This window comes from Brevibacterium sp. HMSC22B09 (assembly GCF_001806795.1).
Classification (GTDB): domain Bacteria; phylum Actinomycetota; class Actinomycetes; order Actinomycetales; family Brevibacteriaceae; genus Brevibacterium; species Brevibacterium ravenspurgense.
Map to the genome: position 1 here is coordinate 82,743 of NZ_KV786032.1, position 26,051 is coordinate 108,793.

At 63.6% G+C, this 26,051-nt stretch carries 23 protein-coding genes and 1 tRNA gene; 7 read left to right on the top strand and 17 right to left on the bottom strand.

All coding sequences use genetic code 11. The features are described 5' to 3' along the window. Positions 1 to 168 precede the first annotated feature (168 nt). From HMPREF3087_RS10050 to mfd, 8 genes are all read right to left on the bottom strand, one after another. Positions 169 to 1,527, bottom strand: a complete 1,359-nt coding sequence (locus tag HMPREF3087_RS10050; protein ID WP_070429012.1) for an NAD(P)/FAD-dependent oxidoreductase — start codon at positions 1,525 to 1,527, stop codon at positions 169 to 171. A gap of 24 nt (positions 1,528 to 1,551) precedes the next feature. Further along, positions 1,552 to 2,796 (bottom strand): S8 family peptidase, encoded by a 1,245-nt coding sequence (locus tag HMPREF3087_RS10055; RefSeq protein WP_070429013.1) that lies wholly within the window; start codon positions 2,794 to 2,796, stop codon positions 1,552 to 1,554. A gap of 11 nt (positions 2,797 to 2,807) precedes the next feature. Beyond that, entirely contained in the window at positions 2,808 to 3,761 is a 954-nt protein-coding gene (locus HMPREF3087_RS10060) for a Ppx/GppA phosphatase family protein (protein ID WP_070429014.1), read from the bottom strand. After that, positions 3,758 to 4,258, bottom strand: coding sequence for a DUF501 domain-containing protein (locus HMPREF3087_RS10065; protein ID WP_070429015.1), 501 nt, complete (start codon positions 4,256 to 4,258; stop codon positions 3,758 to 3,760). The genes HMPREF3087_RS10060 and HMPREF3087_RS10065 overlap by 4 nt, the downstream gene beginning before the upstream one ends. Next, positions 4,255 to 4,671 (bottom strand): FtsB family cell division protein, encoded by a 417-nt coding sequence (locus tag HMPREF3087_RS10070; RefSeq protein WP_062019655.1) that lies wholly within the window; start codon positions 4,669 to 4,671, stop codon positions 4,255 to 4,257. The genes HMPREF3087_RS10065 and HMPREF3087_RS10070 overlap by 4 nt, the downstream gene beginning before the upstream one ends. Positions 4,672 to 4,925: 254 nt before the next feature. Continuing rightward, positions 4,926 to 6,206, bottom strand: a complete 1,281-nt coding sequence (gene eno / locus HMPREF3087_RS10075) for a phosphopyruvate hydratase (protein ID WP_070429016.1) — start codon at positions 6,204 to 6,206, stop codon at positions 4,926 to 4,928. 57 nt (positions 6,207 to 6,263) lie between these two features. Next, positions 6,264 to 7,028, bottom strand: a complete 765-nt coding sequence (locus HMPREF3087_RS10080) for a MazG nucleotide pyrophosphohydrolase domain-containing protein (RefSeq protein WP_070429017.1) — start codon at positions 7,026 to 7,028, stop codon at positions 6,264 to 6,266. Beyond that, the gene (gene mfd, locus HMPREF3087_RS10085) at positions 7,025 to 10,570 is read right to left on the bottom strand and encodes a transcription-repair coupling factor (RefSeq protein WP_070429018.1); all 3,546 of its coding nucleotides are present in this window, start codon (positions 10,568 to 10,570) and stop codon (positions 7,025 to 7,027) included. Before mfd ends, HMPREF3087_RS10080 begins: the two co-directional genes overlap by 4 nt. 123 nt (positions 10,571 to 10,693) lie before the next feature. Here mfd and HMPREF3087_RS10090 point away from each other — a divergent pair, with 123 nt between their 5' ends. After that, complete coding sequence (locus tag HMPREF3087_RS10090; protein ID WP_070424679.1) at positions 10,694 to 11,386, top strand: rhomboid family intramembrane serine protease; 693 nt, start codon at positions 10,694 to 10,696, stop codon at positions 11,384 to 11,386. Here the strand turns inward: HMPREF3087_RS10090 and pth are convergent. The 5 genes from pth to HMPREF3087_RS10115 form a co-directional block, all read right to left on the bottom strand. Next, the gene (gene pth, locus HMPREF3087_RS10095) at positions 11,383 to 11,964 is read right to left on the bottom strand and encodes an aminoacyl-tRNA hydrolase (RefSeq protein ID WP_062019644.1); all 582 of its coding nucleotides are present in this window, start codon (positions 11,962 to 11,964) and stop codon (positions 11,383 to 11,385) included. The genes HMPREF3087_RS10090 and pth overlap by 4 nt on opposite strands. Before the next feature lie 105 nt (positions 11,965 to 12,069). Then, on the bottom strand, positions 12,070 to 12,732 hold the full coding sequence (locus HMPREF3087_RS10100; protein WP_062019642.1) for a 50S ribosomal protein L25/general stress protein Ctc: 663 nt from the start codon (positions 12,730 to 12,732) through the stop codon (positions 12,070 to 12,072). A gap of 180 nt (positions 12,733 to 12,912) precedes the next feature. Continuing rightward, on the bottom strand, positions 12,913 to 13,887 hold the full coding sequence (locus HMPREF3087_RS10105; RefSeq protein WP_070429019.1) for a ribose-phosphate diphosphokinase: 975 nt from the start codon (positions 13,885 to 13,887) through the stop codon (positions 12,913 to 12,915). Then, positions 13,884 to 15,332, bottom strand: a complete 1,449-nt coding sequence (gene glmU, locus HMPREF3087_RS10110; RefSeq protein WP_070429020.1) for a bifunctional UDP-N-acetylglucosamine diphosphorylase/glucosamine-1-phosphate N-acetyltransferase GlmU — start codon at positions 15,330 to 15,332, stop codon at positions 13,884 to 13,886. The genes HMPREF3087_RS10105 and glmU overlap by 4 nt, the downstream gene beginning before the upstream one ends. A 41-nt stretch (positions 15,333 to 15,373) precedes the next feature. Then, positions 15,374 to 15,445, bottom strand: a tRNA-Gln gene (locus HMPREF3087_RS10115). Positions 15,446 to 15,520: 75 nt separating this feature from the next. On the opposite strand from HMPREF3087_RS10115, the gene HMPREF3087_RS10120 reads away from it, so the two are divergent. Both HMPREF3087_RS10120 and pcrA read left to right on the top strand, forming a co-directional pair. Continuing rightward, entirely contained in the window at positions 15,521 to 15,925 is a 405-nt protein-coding gene (locus HMPREF3087_RS10120) for a hypothetical protein (RefSeq protein WP_019175685.1), read from the top strand. Positions 15,926 to 16,043: 118 nt separating this feature from the next. Continuing rightward, positions 16,044 to 18,437, top strand: a complete 2,394-nt coding sequence (pcrA, locus tag HMPREF3087_RS10125) for a DNA helicase PcrA (RefSeq protein ID WP_070429021.1) — start codon at positions 16,044 to 16,046, stop codon at positions 18,435 to 18,437. Between the two features lie 9 nt (positions 18,438 to 18,446). Here the strand turns inward: pcrA and HMPREF3087_RS10130 are convergent, their stop codons facing one another. The 3 genes from HMPREF3087_RS10130 to purN are packed head-to-tail and all read right to left on the bottom strand — an operon-like array spanning position 18,447 to position 21,009. Next, on the bottom strand, positions 18,447 to 18,806 hold the full coding sequence (locus tag HMPREF3087_RS10130) for a hypothetical protein (RefSeq protein WP_062019636.1): 360 nt from the start codon (positions 18,804 to 18,806) through the stop codon (positions 18,447 to 18,449). Between the two features lie 21 nt (positions 18,807 to 18,827). Further along, positions 18,828 to 20,378, bottom strand: a complete 1,551-nt coding sequence (gene purH / locus HMPREF3087_RS10135; RefSeq protein WP_070429022.1) for a bifunctional phosphoribosylaminoimidazolecarboxamide formyltransferase/IMP cyclohydrolase — start codon at positions 20,376 to 20,378, stop codon at positions 18,828 to 18,830. A gap of 22 nt (positions 20,379 to 20,400) precedes the next feature. After that, positions 20,401 to 21,009, bottom strand: a complete 609-nt coding sequence (purN, locus tag HMPREF3087_RS10140) for a phosphoribosylglycinamide formyltransferase (protein WP_070429023.1) — start codon at positions 21,007 to 21,009, stop codon at positions 20,401 to 20,403. 217 nt (positions 21,010 to 21,226) lie between these two features. Here purN and HMPREF3087_RS10425 point away from each other — a divergent pair, with 217 nt between their 5' ends. From HMPREF3087_RS10425 to HMPREF3087_RS10155, 3 genes are all read left to right on the top strand, one after another. Continuing rightward, positions 21,227 to 21,589 carry a Cd(II)/Pb(II)-sensing metalloregulatory transcriptional regulator CmtR gene (locus tag HMPREF3087_RS10425; RefSeq protein ID WP_083272145.1) on the top strand — a complete coding sequence of 121 codons (363 nt, stop codon included), beginning with the start codon at positions 21,227 to 21,229 and terminating at the stop codon, positions 21,587 to 21,589. Next, complete coding sequence (locus HMPREF3087_RS10150; protein WP_019175691.1) at positions 21,586 to 22,185, top strand: cadmium resistance transporter; 600 nt, start codon at positions 21,586 to 21,588, stop codon at positions 22,183 to 22,185. Before HMPREF3087_RS10425 ends, HMPREF3087_RS10150 begins: the two co-directional genes overlap by 4 nt. 141 nt (positions 22,186 to 22,326) lie before the next feature. Next, positions 22,327 to 22,779: a hypothetical protein gene (locus HMPREF3087_RS10155; protein WP_141738935.1), complete on the top strand. Its 453-nt coding sequence runs from the start codon at positions 22,327 to 22,329 to the stop codon at positions 22,777 to 22,779. Positions 22,780 to 22,794: 15 nt separating this feature from the next. On the opposite strand, the gene HMPREF3087_RS10160 is transcribed toward HMPREF3087_RS10155, so the two are convergent. Continuing rightward, a complete protein-coding gene (locus HMPREF3087_RS10160) occupies positions 22,795 to 23,970 on the bottom strand; it encodes a cell division protein PerM (protein ID WP_070429026.1) in 1,176 nt (391 codons plus the stop codon). A 122-nt stretch (positions 23,971 to 24,092) separates the two neighbouring features. Here HMPREF3087_RS10160 and HMPREF3087_RS10630 point away from each other — a divergent pair, with 122 nt between their 5' ends. Further along, positions 24,093 to 25,979: a hypothetical protein gene (locus HMPREF3087_RS10630; RefSeq protein WP_070429027.1), complete on the top strand. Its 1,887-nt coding sequence runs from the start codon at positions 24,093 to 24,095 to the stop codon at positions 25,977 to 25,979. Positions 25,980 to 26,051: the final 72 nt, after the last annotated feature.

Below are 26,051 nucleotides of genomic sequence, written 5' to 3' on the forward strand. Positions count from 1 at the left end.
TAACGGGTGTTTTTGCTGCCAACCGGAGCCCCGCCGCCCAGCCACCACCCCACACCCTTTAGCCGGATTCTGCGCCTGAGGAACAACGAAGGCGGGGCCACCGGATATCGGTGGCCCCGCCTCGTGAGTGATCAGGCAGGCTGGCTGTCAGCCTGTCAGATCAGCGCGTCACTTCTTCGGTGCGGGTTTTGAGTTGGCTGCTTCGACGAAGTTCTTACGCGGCACGTCGAGGTCCTTGACCGGGGTGAGGTCGCGGCCCAGAACCAGGTTGAGGCCCCAGTTGACGAACACGCGGACCTTGCGGTCGACGGTCGGGATGGCGTAGCCGTGGTAGGCACGGTGCATAGCCCAGGCAATGGGTCCGCGCAGTTCGGTCTTGCCCATCTGCGAAACACCCTTCCACAGGCCCATGCCGGCAACAACGCCGAGCGACTTGTGGTAGTACTGCTTGAATTCGGTTTCGCCGCGCAGCGAAGCCAGCAGGTTTGCGGCCAGAACCGGAGCCTGGCGGACGGCGTGCTGAGCGTTCGGCACGCAGAAGCCGCCGGGGCCGTCACCGGTGAGGTCCGGAACAGCGGCGTTGTCACCGGCAGCCCATGCGCCTTCGACAACACCGTTTTCATCTTCGACGCGCAGGTCGGCGCGAACCGTCACGCGGCCGCGGTCGTCCAGCGGAAGGTCGGAGTCGACGAGGACCGGGTTGGCCTTGACACCGGCGTTCCACACGATGGTGTCAGCGGTGAACTGTTCGCCGTTGGAGAGCTTGCAGACCTTGTCGGTGCAGTCTTCCAGGAAGGTTTCGAGGTAGACGTCGACGCCGCGGCTGCGCAGGTGGTCGACAACCCAGCGGGCCTGAGCTTCGCCGACTTCCGGCATGACGCGCGGCATAGCTTCAACAAGCACGAAGCGCACGTCGGCGTCGGTGAGGGTTTCGCGTTCGCGAACACCGGCGCGGACCATGTCTTCGAGTTCTGCGAGAGCTTCGATGCCTGCGAAGCCACCGCCGACGAACACGAAGGTCAGAGCCTTGCGACGCTCTTCGTCGTCTTCCATGAGAGCAGCTTCGTCAAGGCGGTTGAGCACGTGGTCGCGCAGTGCGACTGCTTCTTCGATCCGCTTGAGTCCGATGGCTTCGTCAGCCAGACCCGGAATCGGCAGGGCGCGAGCGACGGCACCTGCAGCCAACACGATGTAGTCGTAGTCGAGTTCGAACGCTTCGTCACCTTCGGGTTCGATGGTGACGAACTTTTCAGCGTGGTTGATGTTGCGAACCGAGCCGATGACGACCTCTGCGCCCTTGAGGTTGCGGCGCAGCGGAACAATGGCGTGGCGCGCTTCAATCGAACCGCCGGCAACTTCCGGCAGGAACGGCGCGTACGTCATGTACGGGTTCGGGTCGACGACGGTGACGGTTGCTTCTCCGCGACCGAGGTTCTTCAGGAGGTTCTGGGCTGTGACGAGACCCAGGTAGCCACCGCCGACGATGAGGATACGAGGACGTAGTTTGCTGTTGCGAATCAAAGCCATACCCCCAGTCTAGACCCAAACGTCTTAGTGATTGCGACCACGGTTGCGCAACCGCCTGCCCACGCCGATTCCGGCGGTCACAGCGGCGCCGGCAAGCAGGATGGTGAAAACCGCGGGACCGCTGCGAGCACCTCGGGCTTCAGCTTCTGTCAGGGTGCCGGCGGCATGGGTTTCCGGGCCCGAGGTGGAGCTCGCCTCTTCCTGCTGCTCAGGTTTGGCTTCGGCTCGCCTGTGCATGTGGATCCAGTCGGTGAGCGCTTTTTCTGCCGACGGGGCTTTGTCGATGTTGGCTTTGAGCGCTTCGACGGGGCGGATGCGGCCGTAGCCGACGGTCGTGTCGAAGTCATCGCCGTTTGTCACGCCGTCGTGGTCTTTTACGGCCGCAGCGGTTGAGCGCAATGCTTCGGCGGTCTGGTCGGCCGTGTAGTCGGGGTGCGCTGAGCGAATGAGTGCCGCGGTTCCGGCGACGATCGGTGCGGCGAAAGAGCACCCTTCGGCGGTTCCGTAGCTGCCGCCGGTCAGTGGGACGGGAATGCCCTGGCTGGGTGCCATGAGGTCAACGTCAACACCGGGTGCTGAGGAGTGTTCGTCGACTTTTCCATCGCGGCCGACACCGCCGACTCCGATGACGCCGGGCACGGTTGCCGGTGACCACACGCGTTCAGCACCCTGCGAGGCGTTGCCGACGCACGCGATAACGAGCACGTCCTTTTTGTAGGCGTGCATAAACGCTTTGTCCCATGATTCTGGCCAGGCGGGATCAGCCCAGCCCAGGGACATGTTGATGACTTTTGCGCCGTTGTCAGCAGCCCAGATGACCGCGTCGGCCGCCTGGTCGCGGCTGTCGGATTCGTCAGGGGTGTCTGAGCCCAACCATATCGAGGCCGACATGATGCGCGAATCCGGCGCGATACCCACCGGTCCGACGCCCTTTCCGGTGCCGGCGATGACACCGGCGACAGCGGTGCCGTGGTGGATGGTCTCCTGCGGTCCGACGGGTGTCGTGCCGTCCTTCTTCGCCCCGGAGAAGTCTTTTGCATCGACCACGCGACCCTTGAGGTTTTCGTGGCTGTCGTCAGTTCCGGAGTCGATGACGGCGACTTTGACGCCCTTGCCGGTCGAGGTTTTCCACGCCTCTTCCAAGCCGAGGTCGTCAGCGAACCACTGGCCGGGTCCGGGTTCGATGGCAGAGGCCGGCTGCGCTGTTCCGGCACTGAGCACCACGGCGGCAACAGCTGCCGTGGCCACAGCGCGCTTCATACGCGACATGGCCCGCATTCTCAGGCCGTTCGCTGTGCCAAGTCGATGGCGATGCCGTCGAGGATGTCTGCTTCCGAGGTGATCAGCGGAATGCTGTGGCCGACCGCCTGTTCAATCCGGTGGACCAGACGGCGATAGACAATCGCACCGCCGACGATCACGTCGACGCGACCCGGGTGCATGTAGGGCAGCTGTCCACGGGCGGCCGAGGTGGCAGAAAGCAGGTCCTGTACCGCCCGGTCTGCTTGTTCGCGACTGAGCTGAGCCCCGTGGATGACGTCCGGCTGGTATGCCTCGAGGCCGAGTGCGGCCGCTGTGATCGTGGTGATGGTGCCTGCAACTCCCACGAGGGCGCGCGCGGATGCAATGTCAACGTGCTTGGCGGCCTCGTTGAACGCGGCGTCGACGTCGGCTTCGATCGCAGCGATGTTTTCGGCGCCTACGGGGTCCGAGGTGATGTGGCGCTCGGTCATGCGGACACAGCCGATGTTCATGGAGTACCCGCCGTCAACGGTGTCCGAGCCCACAACGAGTTCAGTGGAGCCTCCCCCGAGGTCCATGACAAGCACCGGCTGGGGCAGTCCCCCGTCGATGCGCGAAGCAACACCGGCGGTCGCCCCGAGGAAGCTCAGCGCCGCCTCGTCGCTTCCGCTGATGACTTCCGGTGTGATGCCCAGACGCTGCTGTACTCCGGCAAAGAATTCATCGCGGTTGTCTACGTCACGGCTGGCGGATGTCGCGGCAAAGCGGACGGGCATGGGCCCGTGTTCGCGGATGAGTTCAGCGAATTCGTCGCACGCGGTGAAAACCCGTTCGAGTGCTTCGTCAGCGAACCGTCCGGTGGCGTCAACACCCTGGCCCAAGCGCACAATCCGCATGCACCGCACAACGTCGACAACATTGTTGCCCTCGACATCGGCGATGAGCAGGCGAATGGAGTTAGTGCCGCAGTCAACGGCTGCCGCGCGGGTCATCGGGCGACCTCGGGAACGTTTTCCATGAGCGACAGCGCGCGGTCGCCGATCGGGTTGATGCCCGGACCGGCAGCAAGCGAGTGGGCTACGAGCGCGTGCAGGCACTTGATGCGGGTGGGCATGCCGCCGGCGGAGAAGTCCTTGATCTCCTCAACCTCGGGGATGCCTGCTTCCAGGCCGATCTGCCGGCGGTCTTCCAGGTAGAAGCGATGCGCGGTGCGGTAGGCCTCAGCCAGTTCGGGAAGTTCAGACAGCTGCGCGGTCCATTCGGTCATGATGCCGCTGGACTCCAGGCGGGAGCATTCGCGCACGTAGTCGGGGTGGGTCAGGTAGTACACCGTGGGGAACGGCGTTCCGTCTTCCAGCCTGGGCGCTGTTGCCACGACGAGGGGCTCGCCACTGACCGAGCGGGCTGCAACACCCAGCATGCCGCGGGGGAAGCGGCCGAGCTGCTCTTCGACGATCGCGCGGTCCTGCTCCGAGCTTGAAAACTTCACTGATCCTCCGATGCCATTCCCACTGTCGACATGTAATCGGCCAGTTCCTGATACCAGGGCCTGTCGACTTGCCCCTTGTTTGCCTGACCTGCCGCAGTGTCTTCGCGGTCTTCATCGACAACGATATACAGCGTTTCGCCGTCTTCTGCGTACAGGTGCTTTTCCCGGGCGAGCTTCTTGACGTACTCGGGGTCATCGAAGTCTTTGCGGCGCTTTTCCAGCTGGTCGATTTCCTCTTGTGTCTGGCTGTTCTGCTTTTCCAGCGCCCGAATCTGCTGGGCCTGGCGAACACCCGCGCTGACCGACGGCAGGAAGCCGACGGCCAGAAGCACGAGGATGATCGAAAAGACGGCAATACGAGCCGCAGACCAACGGGAACCGCGGTTTGTGCGACGTTTGTCTGCGCTGCTCATATGCACCTCATTCGTGCGTAGGGGAAGGGAAGAAGCACGAACACAGTCAAGTGTGCCGTGTCAGTGCCGGATGTTATGGGAAGCAGTCGGGGTGTGTCGCAATCATTCGCCCACACCCGCAAGCACCCGCAGGCGCACCAGCAGCACGCAAAAAGCGAGCGGGGTGTGTTTCCACACCCCGCTCGCACCCCGGCCGGTTCAGCGGCACTGGCTGGGCAGAACCAGCTCAGCAGACCCGACCGGCAGAAGTCCGGTCAGCCCTGGAAGCGCGGGAAGGCACCTCGTCCGGCGTAGCGGGCGGCATCGCCCAGGATCTCCTCGATGACCAGCAGGCGGTTGTACTTGGCCACGCGCTCAGAGCGTGCCGGGGCACCCGTCTTGATCTGTCCGGCGTTGACGGCAACCGCGAGGTCCGCGATCGTCGTGTCTTCGGTTTCGCCGGAGCGGTGCGAAATCATCGTGGTGTAGTTGTTCGACTGCGCCATGTTGACTGCGTCGAGCGTTTCGGTGAGCGTGCCGATCTGGTTGACCTTCACGAGCAGCGAATTGCCGGCACCTTCGTCGATGCCGCGGGCCAGGCGTTCGGGGTTGGTGACGAAGAGGTCGTCGCCGACCAGCTGCACACGGTCTCCCAGCTTTTCGGTGATGGCAATCCAGCCGTCCCAGTCGTTTTCGTCCAGCGGGTCTTCGATCGACACCAGCGGGTACTTGTCGACGAGTTCGGCGTAGTAGTCGGCCATCTGCTCGGCGGTGCGCTTTTCGCCTTCGAAGCTGTACACACCGTCAGAGAAGAACTCGGAGGAAGCCACGTCGAGGGCGAGCGCAACGTCCGAACCGGGCTGGTAGCCGGCGTTCTTGATGGCTTCGAGGATGAGGTCGAGCGCTTCTGCGTTGGAACCGAGGTTCGGGGCGAAGCCGCCTTCGTCACCCAGGCCGGTGGACAGGCCGCGTTCCTTGAGAACGCTCTTGAGCGAGTGGTAGACCTCGGTGCCCCAGCGGAGTGCTTCGCGGAAGCTTGCCGCGCCGATGGGGGCGATCATGAATTCCTGGATGTCGACGTTGGAGTCCGCGTGGGATCCGCCGTTGAGGATGTTCATCATGGGCACCGGCATGAGGTGCGCGTTCGGTCCGCCCAGGTAGCGGAACAGCGGCAGGTCCGAGGAATCTGCCTGTGCGCGGGCTACGGCGAGCGAGGTGCCGAGCATGGCGTTTGCGCCCAGGCGGGACTTGTTGTCGGTGCCGTCAAGGTCGATGAGGATCTGGTCAACGATCCGCTGGTCGTCGGCTTCTTCGCCTTCGATGGCGTCGTTGATTTCACCCAGCACTGCTTCAACAGCTGCCAGCACGCCTTTGCCGTCGTAGCGTTCGGGGTCGCCGTCGCGCAGTTCGACAGCTTCGAACTCGCCTGTCGATGCTCCCGACGGAACACCTGCGGTGCCGACGGAGTCGTCTTCCAGCAGAATCTCAACTTCGATCGTCGGGTTGCCGCGCGAGTCGAGGATCTCGCGTGCGTTCGCGGCATCAATCCTTGCCATCTGGGGTACTCCTTGTTGTTGTCGTCCCGGGCCACCCCGAGGGGTGCGGGTTTAAGTCTATCCACGCTTATGAGCGTTGTGGCTCAGTGTGGCGTCTTCGGCGGCTTCCGTTGCCCGCCGCAGGGCTTTTTCGGGGTCCACTCCCCTGCTTCTGGCTTGTGTCACCAGGTCGAGCAGTTCCTTCCCGATCCGCTCTTCTTCTGCCGAGGTGCCGGCTGGATTGTCTGCCGAGGTGCCGGATGGGTTCTGCAGTTGCCACCCCATCCGCTGGGCTCGGTCGACGACGGCTGCAGCGCGAGCCAGTGCTGGCATGGTTCGCGGAAGCGAATCGAAGGAGCTTTTTGCCGCCTGTGTTCCTTCGGCCTGCCGTTCGCGGGCTTTTGTCTTTTCATACATGTCTTCGACTTCTTCGAGCGTCCACGGTGCTGTGGATTCGAAGACGTGCGGGTGGCGGCGGACGATCTTGTCTTTCAGCAGCTGTTCAACCTCGGCAAAGGCCACCGGCTGTACTGCCTGTCCCGTCGGCTGGCTGTGCGGTTGAGGTGCGTCGAGTACAGCGGCGTGGAACAGAACCTGGTAGAGAACGTCGCCGAGTTCTTTTTTCAGCTCTGCAAGACTGTGCGCGTTCCGGGCCTCGCTGTGCTGCTCGATTGCCTCGAGCAGTTCGTAGGTTTCCTCCAGCAGGAACGGCGCAAGGCTTTCGTGCGTGTGCTCAGCCGCCCACGGGCAGCGCGCCCGCAGCAGGCTGAGCACTTCGGCCAAGCTGAGCCCAGCGGGATCCACGGGATCCCAGGAAACCGGTTCCGGCGCCTCGTGAGTCATGCGGCCTCATCCAGCGGGAAGACCTGATCGAGCAGCGTGCGGCACCATTCCAGCAGTTCCGAACCGGTGAGTTCGCGCTTGTCGAAGCCCTTGCCGGGGCTGACCGGCTTGGGCACGAGGATTGAGCGCAGCGCCGGTTTGATGAGCGCTTTCGGGTACAGGCGCTTGAGCCTGACCACCTGCCATTCGGCCAGTTCCGCCGGGCCGAAGCGGATGAAGTTGCCCTGCGAGACGATGTCGCTGATGCCGGACTGGCGAGCGCGAATGCGCAGGCGCGCCACGTCCGCAAGCACTGCAACTTCGTCCGGATAGGGGCCGTAGCGGTCGGTGAGCTCTTCGAGGACTTCCCGCAGCGCCTCTTCTGTTTCGGCGGAGGCGAGTTTGCGGTAGGCCTCCAGGCGCAGGCGTTCGTGCTCGACGTAGTCGGTCGGCAGGTGCGCGTCAATCGGCAGTTCGACCTTCATGGGCGGCAGCTCTTCTTCGCCGTCGCCCTTGAAGTCGGCAACCGCCTCGCCGACCATCCGGATGTACAGGTCAAAGCCGACACCCTCAATGTGGCCGGACTGCTGACCGCCCAGCAGGTTGCCGGCACCGCGGATTTCGAGGTCCTTCATGGCCACCTGCATACCCGCACCCAGTTCCGTGTGCGCGGCAACCGTCTGCAGACGATCGTGCGCGGTCTCGGTCAGCGTGATGTCGCTGGGATACAGGAAATAGGCGTAGGCGCGCTCCCGACCGCGTCCCACGCGACCGCGCAGCTGGTGCAGCTGAGACAGGCCCATGCGCTCGGCGCGGTCGACGATCAGCGTGTTCGCATTCGAAATGTCGATGCCGGTCTCCACAATCGTGGTGCACACAAGAACGTCGTAGCGCTTCTCCCAGAAGTCGACGATCACCTGTTCCAGCTGGCTTTCGTTCATCTTGCCGTGGGCTACCGCGATGCGGGCCTCCGGTACGAGCTCAGCCAGGTGGCCTGCGACCTTTTCGATGTCCTGGACGCGGTTGTGGATGTAGAAGACCTGGCCCTCGCGCAGCAGCTCACGGCGAATCGCAGCGGCAACCTGCCGGTCTTCGTACTTGCCGACGTAGGTCAGAACGGGGTGGCGCTCCTCCGGAGGGGTTGCCAGTGTCGACATTTCGCGGATTCCCGTAACCGCCATCTCCAGGGTTCGCGGGATCGGGGTTGCAGACATGGCCAGCACGTCGACGTTGGTGCGCAGCGCCTTGAGGGTTTCCTTGTGTTCAACCCCGAAGCGCTGCTCTTCGTCGATGATGACCAAGCCCAGGTCCTTGAACCGCACTTCGCCGGACAGCAGCCGGTGGGTGCCGATCACCAGGTCGAGCTTGCCCTCTTTGAGGTCGTCCTTGATCTTCTGGACTTCCGTCGGAGTTTGGAAGCGCGACATCGCGCCGACCGTCACGGGGAATCCGGAGTAGCGTTCGGAGAACGTGTCATAGTGCTGCTGGACAAGCAGGGTCGTCGGCACGAGCACCGCGACCTGTTTGCCTTCCTGGATGGCTTTGAAGGCCGCGCGCACAGCGACTTCCGTTTTGCCGTAGCCCACGTCACCGCAGATCAGCCGGTCCATGGGAATCTGCTTCTCCATGTCCTCTTTGACTTCGTCGATCGTGGTCAGCTGATCGGGTGTTTCGTCATACGGGAAGGCGTCTTCCAGTTCCCGCTGCCACGGGGTGTCCGGGCCGAAAGCGTGGCCGACGGTCGCCCGCCTGGCCGCGTAGAGGCGGATGAGCTCACCGGCGATCTCCTTGACAGCCTTGCGCGCCTTCTTCTTGGTGTTCGACCAGTCCGAACCGCCCATTTTGTTGACCTTGGGGTCTTCCCCGCCGACATAGCGGGTCACCTGGTCAAGAGCATCCGAAGGGACGAACAGGCGGTCACCGGGCTGCCCGCGCTTTGAAGGCGCATATTCGATCACGAGGTATTCGCGGGTGTGCTGGTCCTTGCCGCGCCCCGTGGTGCGCTGCATGAGCTCAACGAAGCGACCCACACCGTGCTGGTCGTGGACAACGTAGTCGCCCGGTTTGAGGTCGAGCGGGTCGACCTGGTTGCGGCGCCTGCGGCTGGGCAGCCGGCGCATGTCCCTGGTCGAGGTGGCAGCGGCACGACCGAGCACCTCGGCCTCCGTCAGCACGGCAATGTGGTGCTGGTCGAAGACGAAGCCGGCGTAGGCAGCCGCTGTTGTCACGAGGATCGTGCCCTCGGCCTTTTCTGCAAGGTCAGGTTCAAAGCGCGCCGGGAGGTCGGCTTCGCTGAAGACCTCCACCAGACGCTCGCCCGGCCCCTTGCCCTCTGTGAGGACGTAGACCTGCCAGCCGTCCTTGATGTGCTGACCGACATCGGCGAGCACCGCCTGAACATCACCGGAATAACCACGAGGTTCACGTGCCCCAATGGTTAGGACAAGGCGGTCGGATTCGAGTTCGTCGTCAATCGCGAAACCGCCCAGGTCCCACCATGAAAAGCCACGGCCCTGCGCGGCCTGCTGCACCTCGGCGTAGCTTGCGAAGCTGGCAGCCGACAGGTCAACGGGGCTTTCGGCACCCGCGGCAGCCGACGTCCAAGCAGCGGCCAGGAACTCCTCGGTTGTTGCCACCAGGTCTGCCGCGCGCGCCTCGACCTTTTCCGGGGCCGTGACGAACACGGCGGTGTTCTCCGGCAGCACCGCCATGAGCGGCTCCATGCCGTCAGCCAAGACCGGGGCGAGTGACTCCATGCCCTCAACCGCAATGCCGTTCGAGATCTTCTGCAGCAGATCAGCTGCCGCCGGGACTTCGGAAATGAGGTCTGCCGCGCGGCGCCGCACGTCCTCCGTCAGCAGAACTTCACGGCACGGTGGGGCCCACAGGTCGTATTCGGCTCCGTCGGCAGTTTCGAGCGAACGCTGATCCGCAACCGCGAAGGGGCGGATCTCTTCGACCTCATCGCCGAAGAACTCAATGCGCAGAGCATGATCGGCGGTCGGCGGGAAGACGTCGAGGATGCCGCCGCGCACAGCGTATTCACCGCGGCGGGACACCATGTCCACGCGGCTGTAGGCCAAACCGGACAGCCTTTCAGCAAGCTCTTCCAGATCAGCTTCGCTGCCGACGGAAAGTTTGACCGGCTCAAGGTCGCCCAAGCCCTTGACAAGCGGCTGGGTGACAGCCCGGACGGGCGCGACGATCACCGACAGCGGAGTGTCTCCCGGGTGTGCCAGCCGACGCAGCACCGACAGGCGCTGGCCGACAGTGTCCGAACGCGGGGACAGTCGTTCGTGCGGCAGAGTTTCCCACGACGGGAACATGGCAATGGAGCGCGGGCTTAAGTGATCGGCTAAAGCGTTGACGAGCTCATCGGCTTCGCGGCCCGTTGCGGTGATGACCAGAACCGGGCGGGCCTGCGCGGCGGCCGCCGTGATGTGGGGCCACAGCCCTTTGACGGCTTGGATGGCGCCGCTGCCGTGTTTTTCGCCGACAGCATTGATGACGTCGGTGAATTCAGAAAGCTCGGACAGGGCAGAGGAAATACCGCGAACAGACACCCCCACAGTCTAAACGCCCGGCGTTCTGGGCTTTTTCGGCCGGTCTTCGCAGCCAGCCAGCGGCCGAGCTTCAACGCTTCCCGGCCCAGCGCGCTCTCATGTGCTTTTGAGACCATGGGGCGCATGAGCTCACAGCAGACCAAAGGCGTCACCCTGACGGTCCCCGCCCACTACTTCGCTCCCGTCGTGATGCTCGCGCTCATGTGGATTATGCGCGTGATCAGCACGGTCGCACCCAGCACCGTCCATGCCCTCGGGGTGCGCGCGTGGAGTCCATCAAGCCTGTGGGCAATCGCAACATCGCCGTTTGTGCACGTCAGCTGGTTCCACCTGCTGTCGAACACGATCCCGTTCCTCATTCTGGGGCTCATCGTCGCCTTTGACGGCGCCAAGCGCTTTGCGACCGTCACCGTGCTCTCAGCCCTTGCCGGCGGGCTCGGGGTGTTCTTCGTCAATCGGCCCGGAACCGTCACGGTCGGCGCTTCCGGCCTTGTGTTCGGCTATTTCGGCTACCTTGTTCTGCGCGGTCTTTTTGCCCGCGGCATGCTGCGCAAGGTCATCTACATTGCCGTCGCGGTCGTTGTGACCGGCCTGTACGGAGTGTCGATGGTCATCGGTCTGATCCCGCGCGGCACCTCGATGTCGTGGCAGGGCCACCTGTTCGGGCTCATCGGCGGATGTTTGGCGGCGTGGGCCATCGGCTCAGCTGGAAAGACCGGCACTCAGCAGAACGCCCGCCCCAGAAAGCAGACCGAGTCTCAGCAGGCCGGAGATCCTGAACTCGATCGGCTGCTGCGGGACCTCGACATCGACTAACCGCGTGAACGACCGTGATAGCGCTGCTGGGTTTCCGTCAGTCCCAGGCGCACCAGATCTTCGCAGGCATCCGCAAGGTCGCCCACGAAGATCGGCAGGTTCGCGGTCTCGTCACTGGAAAAGGGACGAAGCACGAAGTCGGCGGTGTCCATGCGTCCGGGTGGGCGGCCAACACCGGCGCGCAGCCGCAGATAGTCGCGGGTTCCGATGTGCTGTGTGATGGAGCGCAGGCCGTTGTGGCCGCCCTCTCCCCCGCCGATCTTGAGTTTGATGCTGTCGAAGGGAATGTCGACGTCGTCGTGGACGGCGATGATCCGCTCGGGGTCAACCCCGTAGAAGTCAGCCAGACCGCGTACCGCGATCCCGCTTTCATTCATGTAGGTCATGGAGCGCATGAGCACCGCTTTTTCGCCGCCGATGCGGACGGTGTCGGCAAAGGCGCGGTGTTTGGTTTTGCTCAGCGCACCGCCGGTGCGGCTCAGCAGTTCATCAACCACCATGTAGCCGATGTTGTGCCGTGTGCGCTCATAGCGCGGCCCCGGATTGCCCAGGCCGACAATCAACCAGGTTCCAGACATCGCCGTTCTCCTCGAAAAGCTCGCAGTGCTCAGTGTTGTGCTTTAAGACCGTGTATGTGCGAAAGGCCCCGCACTCAGGCGGGGCCTTTCACAGAGATCAGAAGATCAGTCTTCGGATTCTTCTTCAGCTGCGTCGTCGCCGGCTTCTTCGGCGTCGCCCTCAGCTGCTTCGGGTTCGTCAGGCTGAGCGTCGGATTCGAGTTCAGCTTCGAGTTCTTCAGCCGACATTTCCTGCGCAATGTTGACGACCATGAGCTCTTCGTCGTCGACCAGTTCGACATCGCCTGCGAGCTTGACGTCGCCCGCGTAGATGTGGTCGCCTGCTTCGCGGCCTTCGACCGAGACGATGACTTCTTCCGGCAGGTCGGTGGCGTCTGCGAGAACGCGGACGGTGACCGCTTCGAGCGAAACGATGGTTTCGGGTGCGGATTCGCCTTCGAGGGTGACGGGGACGTCGACCTCGATCTTTTCGCCCTTCTTGACCTTGATGAGGTCAACGTGGACGATGTCGCGGCGGACCGGGTGGCGCTGCACTTCACGTGCAACCGCGAGCGACTTGAAGCCGTCGTCGTCGTTCTTGATTTCCAGAAGAGCGTTCGGGACCTTCATCGCCATCATGATGTCGTGGCCGTCGATGGTCATGTGAACGGGGTCGATGCCGTGACCGTACATCACAGCGGGAACGCGGCCGGCACGGCGTGCGCGGCGGGATGCGCCCTTGCCGTGCTCATCGCGCGGCTTAACGTTGAGAACAAAATCAGCTGCCATTGTGTCTCCTTCGTGGTGAATACAATCCCACGGCGGACGCAAGATAACCCGCGTCGATAACGGGAGTCTGGGCTCCCCTCGCCGAGGCAACCACACAAGAATACACTACGCCCCGCCCACGGCAGAAATGCCGCGAACGGGCGAGTGCGAAAGCTCTGGCGCTCAGCGCCTAAGCCGGGCTCAGATGTCGAACAGGCTGGTGACGGATCCGTCTTCGAAGACTTCGTGGACTGCGCGTGCCAGAAGCGGTGCGATCGACAGCTCGGTGAGCTTGCCGAACTTCTTGTCGTCTTCGATCGGCAGGGTGTTGGTCACGATGACCTCTTCTGCGCAGGAGTTCTCCAGGCGCTCAACCGCCGGGCCGGAGAACACGGCGTGGGTGGCGACGATGATGACGCCCTTAGCGCCGGCGTTCATGCACGCGTCAGCCGCCTGGACGATGGTGCCGCCGGTGTCGATCATGTCGTCGACGAGCACGCACATGCGGCCTTCGACATCACCGACCACGCGGTTGGCCTTGGATTCGTTCGGACGGTCGATGTCACGGGTCTTGTGGATGAAGGCCAGCGGCACACCGCCGAGCGCTTCCGACCAGTTCTCTGCGACCTTGATGCGGCCGGCGTCCGGGGAAACAACCGCCAGGCTGCTGCCGCCGTAGTTGTCCTTGACGTAGCCGGCCAGGGTCGGCAGGGCAACGAGGTGGTCGACGGGGCCGTCGAAGAAGCCCTGGATCTGGGAGGTGTGCAGGTCGACCGTGATGATGCGGTCAGCACCGGCGGTGCGGAAGAGGTCGGCCATGAGGCGGGCGGAAATCGGTTCGCGGCCGCGGTGCTTCTTGTCCTGACGGGCGTACGGGAAGAACGGGGCGATCACGGTGATGCGCTTGGCGGATGCGCGCTTGAGCGCGTCGAGCATGATGAGCTGCTCCATGACCCATTCGTTGATGGGCGTGCAGTGCGACTGCAGAACGAACACGTCGCTGCCGCGCACGGACTCGGAGTAGCGCACGTAGATCTCACCGTTGGCAAACGGCCGGATTTCGGTTTCCAGCAGTTCCGTGCCGAGGTTCTCGGCGACATCGGCGGCCAGTTCCGGGTGCGAACGCCCCGTGACCAGGACGAGTTTCTTTTCGCCGGTAGTTGTAATCTCGTTCACTTGCCCTCAGACTCCTTAGCGCGCTCTGCGGCTTCTGCTGCTGCTGTTCCGGGTCGGTTTTTCTGAACCCACCCCTCGATGTTCTTCTGTTCAGCGTAGGTGATGGCCAGTGACCCCGCGGGAACGTTCTTGCGGATGACGGTGCCGGCGCCCGAATAGGCGCCGTCGCCGACGGTCACCGGTGCGATGAACATCGTGTCCGAACCGGTGCGGCAGTGGGAGCCGACAACAGTGCGGTGTTTGGTCTGTCCGTCGTAGTTGACGAACACGGAGGAAGCTCCGATGTTGGAGTATTCGCCGATTTCGGCGTCCCCCACGTAGGTCAGGTGCGGCACCTTGGTGCCGGTCCCGATCTGCGCGTTCTTGGTTTCGACGAAGGTGCCGATCTTGCCGTCGGCACCCAGTTCCGTGCCGGGGCGCAGGTAGGCGAACGGACCGACCGAGGCGCCCTCGCCGATCACCGCGAGCTCGCCGTGGGTGCGAATGACGCGGGCTCTTGCCTTCACCTCGGTGTCGGTGAGCGTGGTGTCCGGCCCGATGACGGCACCGGTGCCGATGTCGGTGGCTCCGTGCAGCTGGACGTTCGGCAGGATCGTGACGTCGGGGCTGAGTGAAACGTCAGAGTCGATCCACGTGGTTTCGGGGTCGACGACGGTCACGCCTTCGCGCATCCAGTGTTCGACGGTGCGGCGGTTGAGTTCGCGGCCCAGCTGGGCCAGCTGCACGCGGTCGTTGGCGCCCTCGACCTGCCACAGGTCATCCGTGACCATCGCAGCGACCGAAGAGCCCGCATCGCGAGCCAGGCCGATGACGTCGGTGAGGTACTTTTCGCCCTGAGCGTTGTCGGTGCTGACCTGTTCGAGGGAGGACCGCAGGACGCCCGCGTCAAAGGCGTAGATGCCGGAGTTGATTTCGGTGATCTTGCGCTGCGCGTCGTCGGCGTCTTTTTCTTCGACGATCTTCTCGAGCGCACCGGCGGCGTCGCGGATGATGCGACCGTAGCCGTGCGGGTTGTCCACGTGGGCAGACAGAACCGTGACGGCGTGGGAGTTCTCTTCGTGGAAGCGCACGAGGTCCGCAATCGTCTGCGAGGTCAGCAGCGGGACATCGCCGTAGGTGACGACGACAGTGCCGCGCAGGTCCTGCGGAAGCTGGGTGAGAGCGCATTCGGCGGCCCGGCCGGTGCCGGGCACGCTGTCCTGGTCGGCAACGATGATCGACTGTTCGACAGCCGCCGTCACCTGGTCGAGGTGGTCTGCCACGAGTTCGCGTTCATGGCGCAGCACAACCACGAGGTGTTCGGGAGCAACCCCGGCTGCCGCGCTGACCGCGTGGTGCAGGAGGGACCTCCCGCCGATCTGGTGCATCACCTTCGGTGTTGCGGACTTCATCCGGGTTCCGGCGCCTGCTGCCAGAACGATGACAGCTGCGGGATGGTCAGCCATGCTGCTCCTCGGTGTTGACTGCGTGCGGATTTCCGCTTCAGCTCCGCCCTTAGGATTCGAACCTAAACTGCACGGCTCCAAAGGCCGGCGTGCTGCCATTACACCAGGGCGGATCGATCCGACGTGGGATACGGCCCCGAGCTGGCCCGCTCAGGGTGCTCTCATATCTTGCCACTAGAATCTGGGCTATGGAAATCGTTCAGAATATCCTCGTTCTTCTTCACCTTATCGGCATGGCGATGATCGTCGGCGGCTACCTCGTCACGGTCAAAGCACCGCGAGTTCTGCCCGGTATGCTCCACGCGGCCGGCCTGCAGGTCGTCACCGGCATCCTGCTGTTCGGAATGCTGGAGATGCAGGGCAACCCGACCATGTCGCTGCGAGCAGGTGCTGGCATCAAGATCCTCCTGGGACTTGTTGCGCTCATCGTGTTCATCATCGGCAACAAGCGCGAAAAGGCTGCCGCACCCGCTGCCGGTGCCGACGTTGCCGCTGACGGCGCGGTCAAGACCGCTGCCCCGTCGGCCACTATGGCGCACATCGGCTTCGGCGCGGCTGTGCTCGCCGTGCTCGTCGCAGTCTTCACCCTCTGATTTCGTCGGACTGCAAGGGGCGCCGTGAGTACGGCGCCCCTTTTCTGTGCCTGTTCTCTGCGTCCGAATCGCACTCGCAGGCCCTGCGTCAGCCCCTCCTGCCATACTGGGAAGCACCATGAGCTCACCGTTCGATTTCCTCAATCCCCATGCTTCCGCTGCCGCCGAAGCCGCAGCCTCGCCGACCCCGGAATCCTCCGTCTCCACAGACGGTTCGGTGCCTGCCGCCTCGGACCCGGAAGAGCTGCTGGCCGGACTCAACCCGCAGCAGCGCGAAGCCGCTGTACACCAGGGCGGCCCCCTGCTGATCGTGGCCGGGGCGGGCTCGGGCAAAACTGCGGTGCTCACCCGCAGGATCGCCTATGCTCTGCGCACCGGACGGGCGCACCCCGGGCAGATCCTCGCCATCACCTTCACCAACAAGGCAGCCCGGGAAATGCAGGAGCGCGTCGAACAGCTCATCGGCACGCAGGCCCGCGGCATGTGGATTTCGACCTTCCACTCGGCGTGCGTGCGCATTCTGCGCCGCGAAGCCAAAGCGCTGGGCCGCAGCTCGAACTTCACCATCTACGATTCCGCTGACTCTCTGCGGCTAATCACCCAGGTGGCCCGCGAACTCGACCTTGACACCAAGAAGTTCTCTCCGAAGTCACTCCAGCACCGCATTTCGAACGTCAAGAACGAACTCATCACGGCTGAGGACTTCGCCGCGCAATCGGCGAACAACCCGTATGATTCGACGATCGCGTCGGTGTACACCCGCTATCAGCAGCGGCTTGCCACGGCCAACGCCTTCGACTTCGACGACCTCATCATGGAAACCGTCCACATGCTCGGCGCGTTTCCGGACATCGCGGCCAGCTATCGGGCGCGGTTCCGCCACATCCTCGTCGACGAATACCAAGACACGAACCCCGCGCAGTATCAGCTGGTCAGGGCGCTTGCGGGAACTGATTCGGACGACAACCCGGCCGAACTCACGGTCGTCGGCGATGCAGACCAGTCCATCTACGCTTTCCGCGGCGCCACGGTGCGCAATATCGAAGAGTTCGAAGAGGACTTTCCGCAGGCAGCCACGGTTCTGCTCGAACAGAACTACCGGTCCACGCAGAACATCCTGTCAGCGGCCAACGCCGTCATCTCAAACAACGACGACCGTCGGGTCAAGCGCCTGTGGACGGACTCCGGCAGCGGGGACGTCATCACCGGCTGGGTGGCCGACAGCGAACAGTCAGAAGCGCAGTTCATCGTCGACCGCATTGACTCCGTCATGGACGACAAGGGCCTAAGCTACGGCGACTTCGCGGTGTTCTACAGGACCAACGCCCAGTCCCGGGCCATTGAAGACGCGCTTGTGCGCTCCGGCATCCCCTACCGGGTCGTCGGCGGCACCCGCTTCTACGAGCGCCGCGAAATCAAGGACGCGCTGGCCTATGTCCGCGTCATCGACAACCCGGATGACGACGTCAACCTCAGCCGCATCATCAACGTTCCCAAGCGCTCCATCGGAGATCGCTCCCTGGCGCTGCTGCAGGCTTTTGCCTCGCGCGAACAGATTTCCCTGTGGGCGGCCCTGCAGCGAGTCGACGAAGCCCCCGGCATGACATCCCGCACGCTCGGTCCCCTCAAAAAGTTCACGGTCCTGATGAACGACCTCATGACTTCAGCTGACGGTGCGCCTGCCTCCCGCGTCATCGAATCCGTTTTGGAGCAGACCGGCTACCTGGCTGAACTGAGCGCCAGCTCGGATCCGCAGGACGAAGCCCGGGTCGACAACCTCGCCGAACTCGTTGCCGTGGCCGAAGACTTCCACGCGCAGCACCCGGAAAGCGCTCTCGGAGACTTCCTTGAGCGGGTGTCGCTGACAGCGGATGCCGATTCGATTCCGGACGCCGAACTGGGCGAAGTCACCCTCATGACCCTGCACACGGCCAAGGGCCTCGAATTCCCCGTGGTGTTCCTCACGGGTCTGGAAGACGGCACGTTCCCCCACCAGCGCTCATTCTCCGATCCCACGGAACTGGCCGAAGAGCGCCGCTTGGCCTATGTCGGTCTGACCCGAGCAGAGCAGAAGCTGTTCCTGTCCCGCGCTGAAACCCGCTCTATGTGGGGCCAGCCGCAGTACAACCCGCCCAGCCGCTTTCTAGGCGAAATCCCCGAAGATCTCATCAACTGGGAATCGACGGGCACGCTGAGCCCCGCGGCAGCTGCCGAGCGCGAAGAATCGCGTTCCGGTGCACACGGATGGTCGGGCACTCTGGGCCGCAGCATGCGCTCAGGCCGGCCCAGCCAGTCCGCGGCGAGTGTTGGCCGCAGCTTCCCCAACCGCATTCGCCCCAATCGCGAAGCCGTTGTCGTCGAAGCCGGGGACAAGGTTTCCCACGACTCCTTCGGGGTGGGAACGGTTCTCGAAGTGTCCGGAAGCGGAGACAAGGCAGTCGCGACGGTCGACTTCGGTTCAGAGGGCACCAAGCGCCTGCTCATGCGCTACGCGCCGGTCGAAAAGCTGTAGCCGGTGCCGTCAGGTTGACGGCAGGGTCAGAGTGAGAAAAACCAGGATGGCCGCGGCAAGCAGCGTCGTCACAGCATCAGTGGCGGCACTTCGGTTGACCCAGGTTTTCTGCCATGAGCTCGGCACAATGCGCAGGAGCCCCACGGCGGCGATTGTCGCGGCGAGCATGATGCCGCCCACGCGAACGTTCACGAGTGCACCGGCACACGACAGCGCAATCCCGATGAGCGTGTACAGGAGAACCCAGTCGCGCCGCACCGGGTTGGAATAGCGGCGCTTCCAGTAGATCCACCTTTTGGAAATGGGCCCGCGACCTCCCGTGCGAGCGCGGCTCGCACGGGAGGTTCGGGTTTTGCCGGCCTTAGCCATGTGTGCTCTGGCGACAGCCGATCAGTGGAAGAAGTGGCGGGTGCCGGTGAAGTACATCGAAATGCCCGCGGCCTCTGCAGCGGCGATGACCTCTTCGTCGCGAATCGAACCGCCGGGCTGAACGACAGCCTTGACACCGCCGTCGATGAGCACCTGGAGGCCGTCGGCGAACGGGAAGAACGCATCGGATGCTGCAACCGAGCCCTGGGCACGTTCAGCGCCTGCGCGCTCAACGGCGAGCTTCGCCGAGTCCACGCGGTTGACCTGGCCCATGCCCACGCCGACGGCGGCACCGTCGGATGCCAGCAGGATTGCGTTGGACTTCACGGCCCGGCATGCGCGCCACGCGAATTCGAGGTCGGCCAGTGTCTTGTCGTCAACGGGCTCACCAGCTGCCAGCGTCCACTGGTCAGCGCGGTCACCCGTTGCCTGCAGCGCGTCGCGGTCCTGCACCAGCAGGCCTCCGCTGACCTGACGGTATTCCATCAGCGGCACGTCGTAGCCTTCGATTTCCAGGATCCGCAGGTTCTTCTTGGTCTGCAGCAGCTCAAGAGCGTCGGCGTCGTAGCCCGGCGCAATGATGACTTCGGTGAAGATCGGCTTGATCGATTCGGCCGTGGCCAGGTCGACCGGACGGTTGCACGCGATGACGCCGCCGTATGCGGACAGCGAGTCCGTGGCGTGGGCCAGGCGGTGTGCTTCGGCAATGGTGTCAGCCGTTGCGATGCCGCACGGGTTGGCGTGTTTGATGATGGCCACGGCCGGGCCTTCGTGGTCGTAAGCAGCGCGCAGAGCGGCGTCGGTGTCGACGTAGTTGTTGTACGACATTTCCTTGCCGCCGTGCTGGACGGCATTCGCGATGCCGCCGGTGCCGGGAGATGCGTAGACAGCTGCCTTCTGGTGCGGGTTTTCGCCGTAGCGCAGGTCGTTCTTCTTTTCAGCGGTCATGCCGAAGAAGTCCGGTTCGACGTCTTCGCTGCCCAGCTGCTGACCAAACCAGGCGGCAACCGCGACATCGTATGCGGCGGTGTGTTCGAAAGCGGCCTTGGCAAGTTCACGGCGGGCAGCAAGGTCAAAGCCACCGGAAGCTGCGGCTTCGATGACTTCGCCGTAGCGGGCCGGATCGGTGACAACGGCGACCGTGGGGTGGTTCTTTGCGGCTGCGCGCACCATGGAGGGTCCGCCGATGTCGATCTGTTCGACAACGTCGTCGTAGCCGGCACCGGAGGCCACAGTTTCGACGAACGGGTAGAGGTTGACCACCACGAGGTCAAACTGTTCGACACCCAGCTGTTCCAGCTGGTCCATGTGGTCGGCCTTGCGGGAGTCGGCGAGGATGCCTGCGTGGACCTTCGGGTGGAGCGTTTTGACGCGCCCCTCGAGGCATTCGGGGAATCCGGTCAGCTGTTCGACCGGGGCTACGGACGCTCCTGCGGCTTCAATGCGCGCCGCGGTCGAACCGGTTGACACGATGTCGACGCCCTGGGCTGCCAGTCCGGCGGCCAGCTCTTCGAGTCCGGTCTTGTCATAGACGCTGATAAGTGCCCGTCGGATGGGACGCTGGTCGTTCACTCTGCTCCTCGGTCAGGTTGTTTCAGGAAGCCGACGGCGTGTACCCGGACACGTGCCGCCCACTCACCTCGATTGTGCTGTGCTCAAGAAAGCGCAGGAAGCGCACAAGTTCGCGGCGCTCAATTGTCTTGATTCTTTCATGCAGGGCGACTTCGTCTTCATCCGGTTCGATCGCGATCGGGAACTGCGCGATGATCGGGCCGGTGTCCACGCCCTCGTCAACCAGGTGGATGGTGGTCCCTGTGACTTTCGCCCCGTAGGCGAGCGCGTCGCGCACCCCGTGAGCGCCGGGGAAGGACGGCAGAAGAGCGGGGTGGGTGTTGATGATCCTGCCACCGAAGCGGGACACGAAAGCTGTTCCGAGGATCCGCATGAAGCCGGCCGAAACAACCCAGTCGGGGCGGTAGTCGGCAACAGTCTCAGTAAAAGCCTGGTCCCATGCCGCACGGTCGGTGTAGTCACGCGGATGTGCGCTGAAGACCTCAATGTCTGCTGCACGCGCCTTCTGTAGGACCGGTGCATCTGCCAGGTCTGAGCCGACGGCGACGATTTCGATGCCCGTGTCAGCAAGCCCGTCAATGACGGCTTGGACAAGAGAACCGGTGCCGGAGGCTAGGAGCAGTAGTCGCACATGCGGAATTATATGCCAGCGTTTGCATCAACCCCTATACGCCTTGGTCAGCTCCGGCACTCTATGTGGTGCATTTGGGCAGCAACAGAAGAGGTGAAAGCAGGCCACCACATGAAGCTGCGAAAAACCGCCGAGCAAAGTCAACAGCCGCATAGACCTCTTGTCGTTCCCGTAAAATCTAGTCGCACTATTCAGTGGTTGCTGTATAGTTCACTACATGCTGACCAATTCTGCTCGTTTAGATGTCATGAACCGGTTGGGTCGAGCCATGGCCGATCCCACGCGATCCCGAATTTTATTAACGCTGTTGGAGGGGCCTGAATATCCGGCGGTCCTTGCCCACGCTCTGGACCTGACACGGTCTAATGTGTCCAACCACCTGGCCTGTCTGCGCGATTGTGGCATTGTGGTCGGCAAGCATCAGGGACGCCAAACCCGCTACGAGATCGCGGACCCACACTTGGCGCAGGCACTGACTGCCTTGGTGGACACGACCCTGGCCGTTGACGTAGCTGCCCCTTGCACTGATCCGGTCTGCACTGTTGCCGGTTGTGCTCATGATGAGGAGCTCAGCGCGTGATTTCTTCCATCGTGCAGGCGATTGGCCTGTTTATCGCCACCAACATTGATGACGTCGTCATCCTGTCTCTGTTTTTTGCCCGAGGCCAAGGACAACCAGGAACCACCCGCCGCATCCTGGTGGGACAATATCTAGGATTCCTGGGTATTTTAGGCGCTGCAGCAGCAGCAGCCTTTGGCGCCCAAATACTGCTGCCGGAAGCCATCCTGCCGTACTTTGGCCTGATTCCCCTGGGGTTGGGTCTCTGGGCGGCATGGCAGGCCTGGCGAAATCGCGGCGAAGACGATGATGACGAAGCACAACTGGAAGGCAAACGCGTCTCGATCTGGGCCGTGGCGGCCGTGACCTTCGCCAACGGCGGCGACAATCTCGGCGTCTATGTGCCAGTGTTCGTCAGCGTCAGCTGGGGTGCAGTGCTGGCCTACTGCATCGTGTTCTTAGCACTGGTGGCCGTCCTGGTGTTCCTGGCCAAATGGATCAGCTCAAGAAAACCTATTGCCGAAGCCCTGGAACGGTGGGAAGACATTCTCTTCCCAGCAGTGCTCATCGGGCTGGGCATCGTCATCCTCGTCAGCGGTGGAGCCTTCGGACTATAAACAACCCACAGCACAGTTGAATCGCCCATGAGTGACAGACCCGCGCAAGACACTGTCCACCAGGTAGAGCAAATCTGAGCGGGGCGGACCGCCAAGCGGCCAGCAGCCACATCTGTCACGAGGTATGCCAAGATGGACAGCGTGACTCAACCCGAAGCAAATACCCAGAAGCCGAAGAAAGATTCCGAGCAGCCCAGCCGAGCAGCCCAGCTCGGAACGACGCTGAGCATGCTCGTCATCGGCGGTCTCCTGGTGTCGATGCTCGGTGTTCCCATCAAGATCGCCGCTGGCCTTCTTGCGGTTGCCGCGATCGTTGTGGCCATCCGCTTCTTTGCCGCATCGAGCCGGGAGAACCGCCCCGCGTCGTGGTTCATCATGGGCGTCATCAGCATCATCGTGTCCGGCTACGTGGGCCTGGGCACTGTCGGCACCCTGCTCACCTACCCGGAGCAGGCGGATTACCAGGAGTGCGTCAGCTCAGCACTGACCGAACAGGCTTCAGCTTCGTGCACCTCGGAGTACAACACGGCGCTGAACGACAAATTCAAGAAGCTCACGGGCATCGACATGCCCGGCCTGGCTCCGCAGAACTGATTTCCTGCGCGCACTTCACTCAGCTTCGGAGTAGCGGTCGCGCAGCCACACCATTCCCGTACCGGCAAAGACAACGGCGCACGTGCCCAGGCCGGCGAGGAACATCATCGGCACAACGTCCACGCCGACTTCACTCAGCCCTCCCCCGCCGATGCCGCCGGAGAAGAACAGGCACAGAACGGCAAATCCGATGAGGATCTGCACGGAAGAGAACACGGCCGGCCACAGCTGAGCGGCTGACTGCCACGTGCTGCGCCCGATGACCGCGGCGGCTACCGCGGCAACCGGAATGAGTACGAGCAGACCAGCCCACGGGCCCGGATCAGGCGGGAACACGTACGCGATGGGGAACGGGGGCACAATGCCCTCGGCACCTCGGTATGCCGACAGTTCGACACCCCGGGCCAGGGTGACCCCGGCACCGGACACCCAGGCAATCCCGGCCGCCCAGATGGTCGGTGCGTAGGCCAGCTGGATCACGCCCAGTCCCACGGCGGCAGCAGCCGGCGATGAGTAGGCGTCCAGAACTGCTGTCACTTCGCTGAAGCGGATGGTAATCAGGACGGCAAGAACAACGTTCGAGCTGATGGCCAGTGCCGCGAAAACGCGCAGGGTCTGCCCGCGGGACATGCGCAGGGCTTCCAGCGCAGCTGAGCCCATGTAGTCACGGACTGCCTGGTTGATGAGTTCACCGGCCGGCCGCAGGGACACGAGAACCGGAACACTCACGAGCACGACGACCCGGAGGATGCCACGCAGGTCCGCGGCGGCGCCCCCGATAATCGCGGCGATGATGACCAACACCGCAAAGATTCCGAAAACGGACGCCGCACCGATGATCTGCGCGCGCAGACGATCACGGCCCTCTGTGCCGTCTTCAGCGTCTTCGGCTTCCAGCATCCGGCGCAGACGCGCACCGCTCCAGTAGATCGCAAAGAACAGAGCGAGGTTGGCTAGCGTCGGCGGCAGCGAAAGCACTGCCGAACCCAGCGGCACAGCAAGGCCTGCGGCTGCCGCGAGCCCGCGCATGGCCCACACGATGATGACCGAAGTGGGCATGAGATGTGCGGCGGCTATCGTCCACGCGGCAGCACCCGACAGGAACGCAACGGCACCCACCACGATGACAGCCGGGAGTGCCGAGCGAATTGCGAGGAGGGGGATGCGAAGTCTGTGTGCCGAGGGGTCCATTGGTCCTATGTTGCACCAGCTTTGCCGCGGTTCCCAGCTTCCACGCGGAAAGAGGGTGCAGACTGGGCCCAGCTGATAGATTGAGGCGCAGGCCTCACACAGTCAATGCGAAGAAGGAAGCAATGAGCAAGCCAACGCCCGAAGAAGGCAGCAACAGCTCGTCGGCTCCCGAGCCGAATAACGGCAGCGGACGGCCATCTGAAAATCCGACACCCCCAAGCAGCTCTGAGAGCGGCTCTGGACCGCAGACTCCCGCGCAGGCACCGGGCAGCAGCGCGCCCACGCCGAAGCCCGCGGGCGGCCCTGTGCCGAGTGAGGACCAGCCCACCCAGGCATTCAAACCGTTCCCCGGTGGCTCGCCCGCGCAAAAACCAGAGCAGAAGCCTGAACCGAAGCCGGCACCCGAAGCTGCGCAGAAGAAACCAGAGCAGAAGCCTGCCCCTGAGGCTCAGAAGAAGCCCGAGCAGGCTGGGCCGCAGAAGCCTGCGGAAGCCGGCACTTCAAAGCCGCCCATGGGAACTCCCCGCGGCAGCGACGAGGCAAAGACCACCGTCCTTCCGCCCGCCGCCCCGCAGGGACCGGCACAGGCCGGACCGGCTGGCCCACAGAGCCCCGGTCCACACCAGCCGACCAAGCCGCAGAGCCCAGCACAGGCTCCTGGCCAGCAGCCCGGGCAGCCGCAGGGACAGAACGACCCTCACTCCACCTCGTCCCCCTCTGGCCCCGCCGGTGACAACACCGCGGTCATGCCTCCCGTCCAGCAGCGCCCGGCCAGCGGACCCGGCGCGGGTGCCGCGGCAGGAGCAGCTGGTGCAGGTGCTGCCGCCGGTGCAGGCGCGGCCGCTGGAGCAGCGGGCGCTGGCAACACGGCACCTCCCCCAGGCCCCGGCGCTGGCCCGGCTTCAGGTCCGGGTGCGGGCACCCCAGCGGGTGCCGGCGGGACCACGGTTGCGGCCTCCCCGGTCCGCGAACGCCCCAAGAAGAAGTCCAACACGGCAGCGTGGCTTGTCCCTGTGATCGCAGCTTCCGTCGTGCTGATCCTGGTGATTGTCGGTGCCATCGCACACTTCATCATCAACCGCACCGTGTACGGTCCAGACGCCACCGCCGAAAAGTTCGTCGAAGCCCTCAACGAAGGAGACTTCGAAAAGGCGCGGTCCTTCGCATCGTTCGATGTTCCCGAAGATGCCTACACAGACCTCATCGACGACCCTAAGTACGCAAAAGCCGCCACTGACACTCTGTCGGACGCCCAGGTGACTGCTTCGGAGCGCAACGGCGACGAGGCCAACATCACCGTCGGCTACAAGCAGGGCGGAGAAAACAAGCACATCAAGCTCACCGGCCACAAGGACGGCAAGCAGGGACTCTTCTTCGACAAGTGGAAGCTCAACGCCCCCGACCTGGGCACCGTGAAGATCACCGCCCCGGCCGGAGCGAACGTCAAGATCAACGGCGAGGACTTCACGGCGTCGAACCCCAACACCGAGTACGCGGTGCTGCCCGGCACCTACGAAATCTCGACGGAAGGTTCGAAGTTCATCGAAGCGACTTCGGCAAAGGCCACGGTCGGCTTCGGCGGGGATGACGGCGGCGCAGAGCTCAAGGTCGACCCCAAGCCCACGAAGGCGCTCGGCACAGAAGTGCAGAAGGCAATCGATAAGCGCATCGACGACTGCAAGAAGGCCAAGGAGTTCGAAAAGGACGGCTGCGGCCCGATCAAGCTGCCGAAGAAAGCACAGAACACCAGCATCAAGCCCGAAAAGGACGTCAAACTGGACACCGTGTCGTGGAAGGTGACGAACCCGAAGGTGTCAGCAAAGCTTGACAGCGGCAGCGGCAAGGGAACCTTCACCACCACCAAGAAGGGCGAAGCCACCTTCACGGCCGACTCCAAGAGCCGCGGCAAGAACGCATGGAAGCTGGCAAGCCCAGCGCCCGTGATCGCTAGCGGCGAATTCGAAATCGACGGCGACTCCATCAAGATCACTAAGATCTACGGGTGGTAACCCCCGCCAAGCGAACTTCGCTCAGGCTGTAGACGCTGAAGCGCGGCCGGTGCATGAGCACCGGCCGCGCTT

Excerpts from the sequence above, each read along its gene's own strand:
- HMPREF3087_RS10120 (WP_019175685.1), top strand. The coding sequence starts at position 15,521 with ATGGAAATCGTTCAGAATATCCTCGTTCTTCTTCACCTTATCGGCATG.
- HMPREF3087_RS10425 (WP_083272145.1), top strand. The coding sequence starts at position 21,227 with ATGCTGACCAATTCTGCTCGTTTAGATGTCATGAACCGGTTGGGTCGA.
- HMPREF3087_RS10100 (WP_062019642.1), bottom strand. The coding sequence starts at position 12,732 with ATGGCAGCTGATTTTGTTCTCAACGTTAAGCCGCGCGATGAGCACGGC.
- eno (WP_070429016.1), bottom strand. The coding sequence starts at position 6,206 with ATGGCAAGGATTGATGCCGCGAACGCACGCGAGATCCTCGACTCGCGC.
- HMPREF3087_RS10630 (WP_070429027.1), top strand. The coding sequence starts at position 24,093 with ATGAGCAAGCCAACGCCCGAAGAAGGCAGCAACAGCTCGTCGGCTCCC.
- pcrA (WP_070429021.1), top strand. The coding sequence starts at position 16,044 with ATGAGCTCACCGTTCGATTTCCTCAATCCCCATGCTTCCGCTGCCGCC.
- HMPREF3087_RS10060 (WP_070429014.1), bottom strand. The coding sequence starts at position 3,761 with ATGACCCGCGCGGCAGCCGTTGACTGCGGCACTAACTCCATTCGCCTG.
- HMPREF3087_RS10050 (WP_070429012.1), bottom strand. The coding sequence starts at position 1,527 with ATGGCTTTGATTCGCAACAGCAAACTACGTCCTCGTATCCTCATCGTC.
- HMPREF3087_RS10070 (WP_062019655.1), bottom strand. The coding sequence starts at position 4,671 with ATGAGCAGCGCAGACAAACGTCGCACAAACCGCGGTTCCCGTTGGTCT.
- HMPREF3087_RS10130 (WP_062019636.1), bottom strand. The coding sequence starts at position 18,806 with ATGGCTAAGGCCGGCAAAACCCGAACCTCCCGTGCGAGCCGCGCTCGC.
- pth (WP_062019644.1), bottom strand. The coding sequence starts at position 11,964 with ATGTCTGGAACCTGGTTGATTGTCGGCCTGGGCAATCCGGGGCCGCGC.
- HMPREF3087_RS10055 (WP_070429013.1), bottom strand. The coding sequence starts at position 2,796 with ATGTCGCGTATGAAGCGCGCTGTGGCCACGGCAGCTGTTGCCGCCGTG.
- HMPREF3087_RS10160 (WP_070429026.1), bottom strand. The coding sequence starts at position 23,970 with ATGGACCCCTCGGCACACAGACTTCGCATCCCCCTCCTCGCAATTCGC.
- HMPREF3087_RS10080 (WP_070429017.1), bottom strand. The coding sequence starts at position 7,028 with ATGACTCACGAGGCGCCGGAACCGGTTTCCTGGGATCCCGTGGATCCC.
- glmU (WP_070429020.1), bottom strand. The coding sequence starts at position 15,332 with ATGGCTGACCATCCCGCAGCTGTCATCGTTCTGGCAGCAGGCGCCGGA.
- HMPREF3087_RS10090 (WP_070424679.1), top strand. The coding sequence starts at position 10,694 with ATGAGCTCACAGCAGACCAAAGGCGTCACCCTGACGGTCCCCGCCCAC.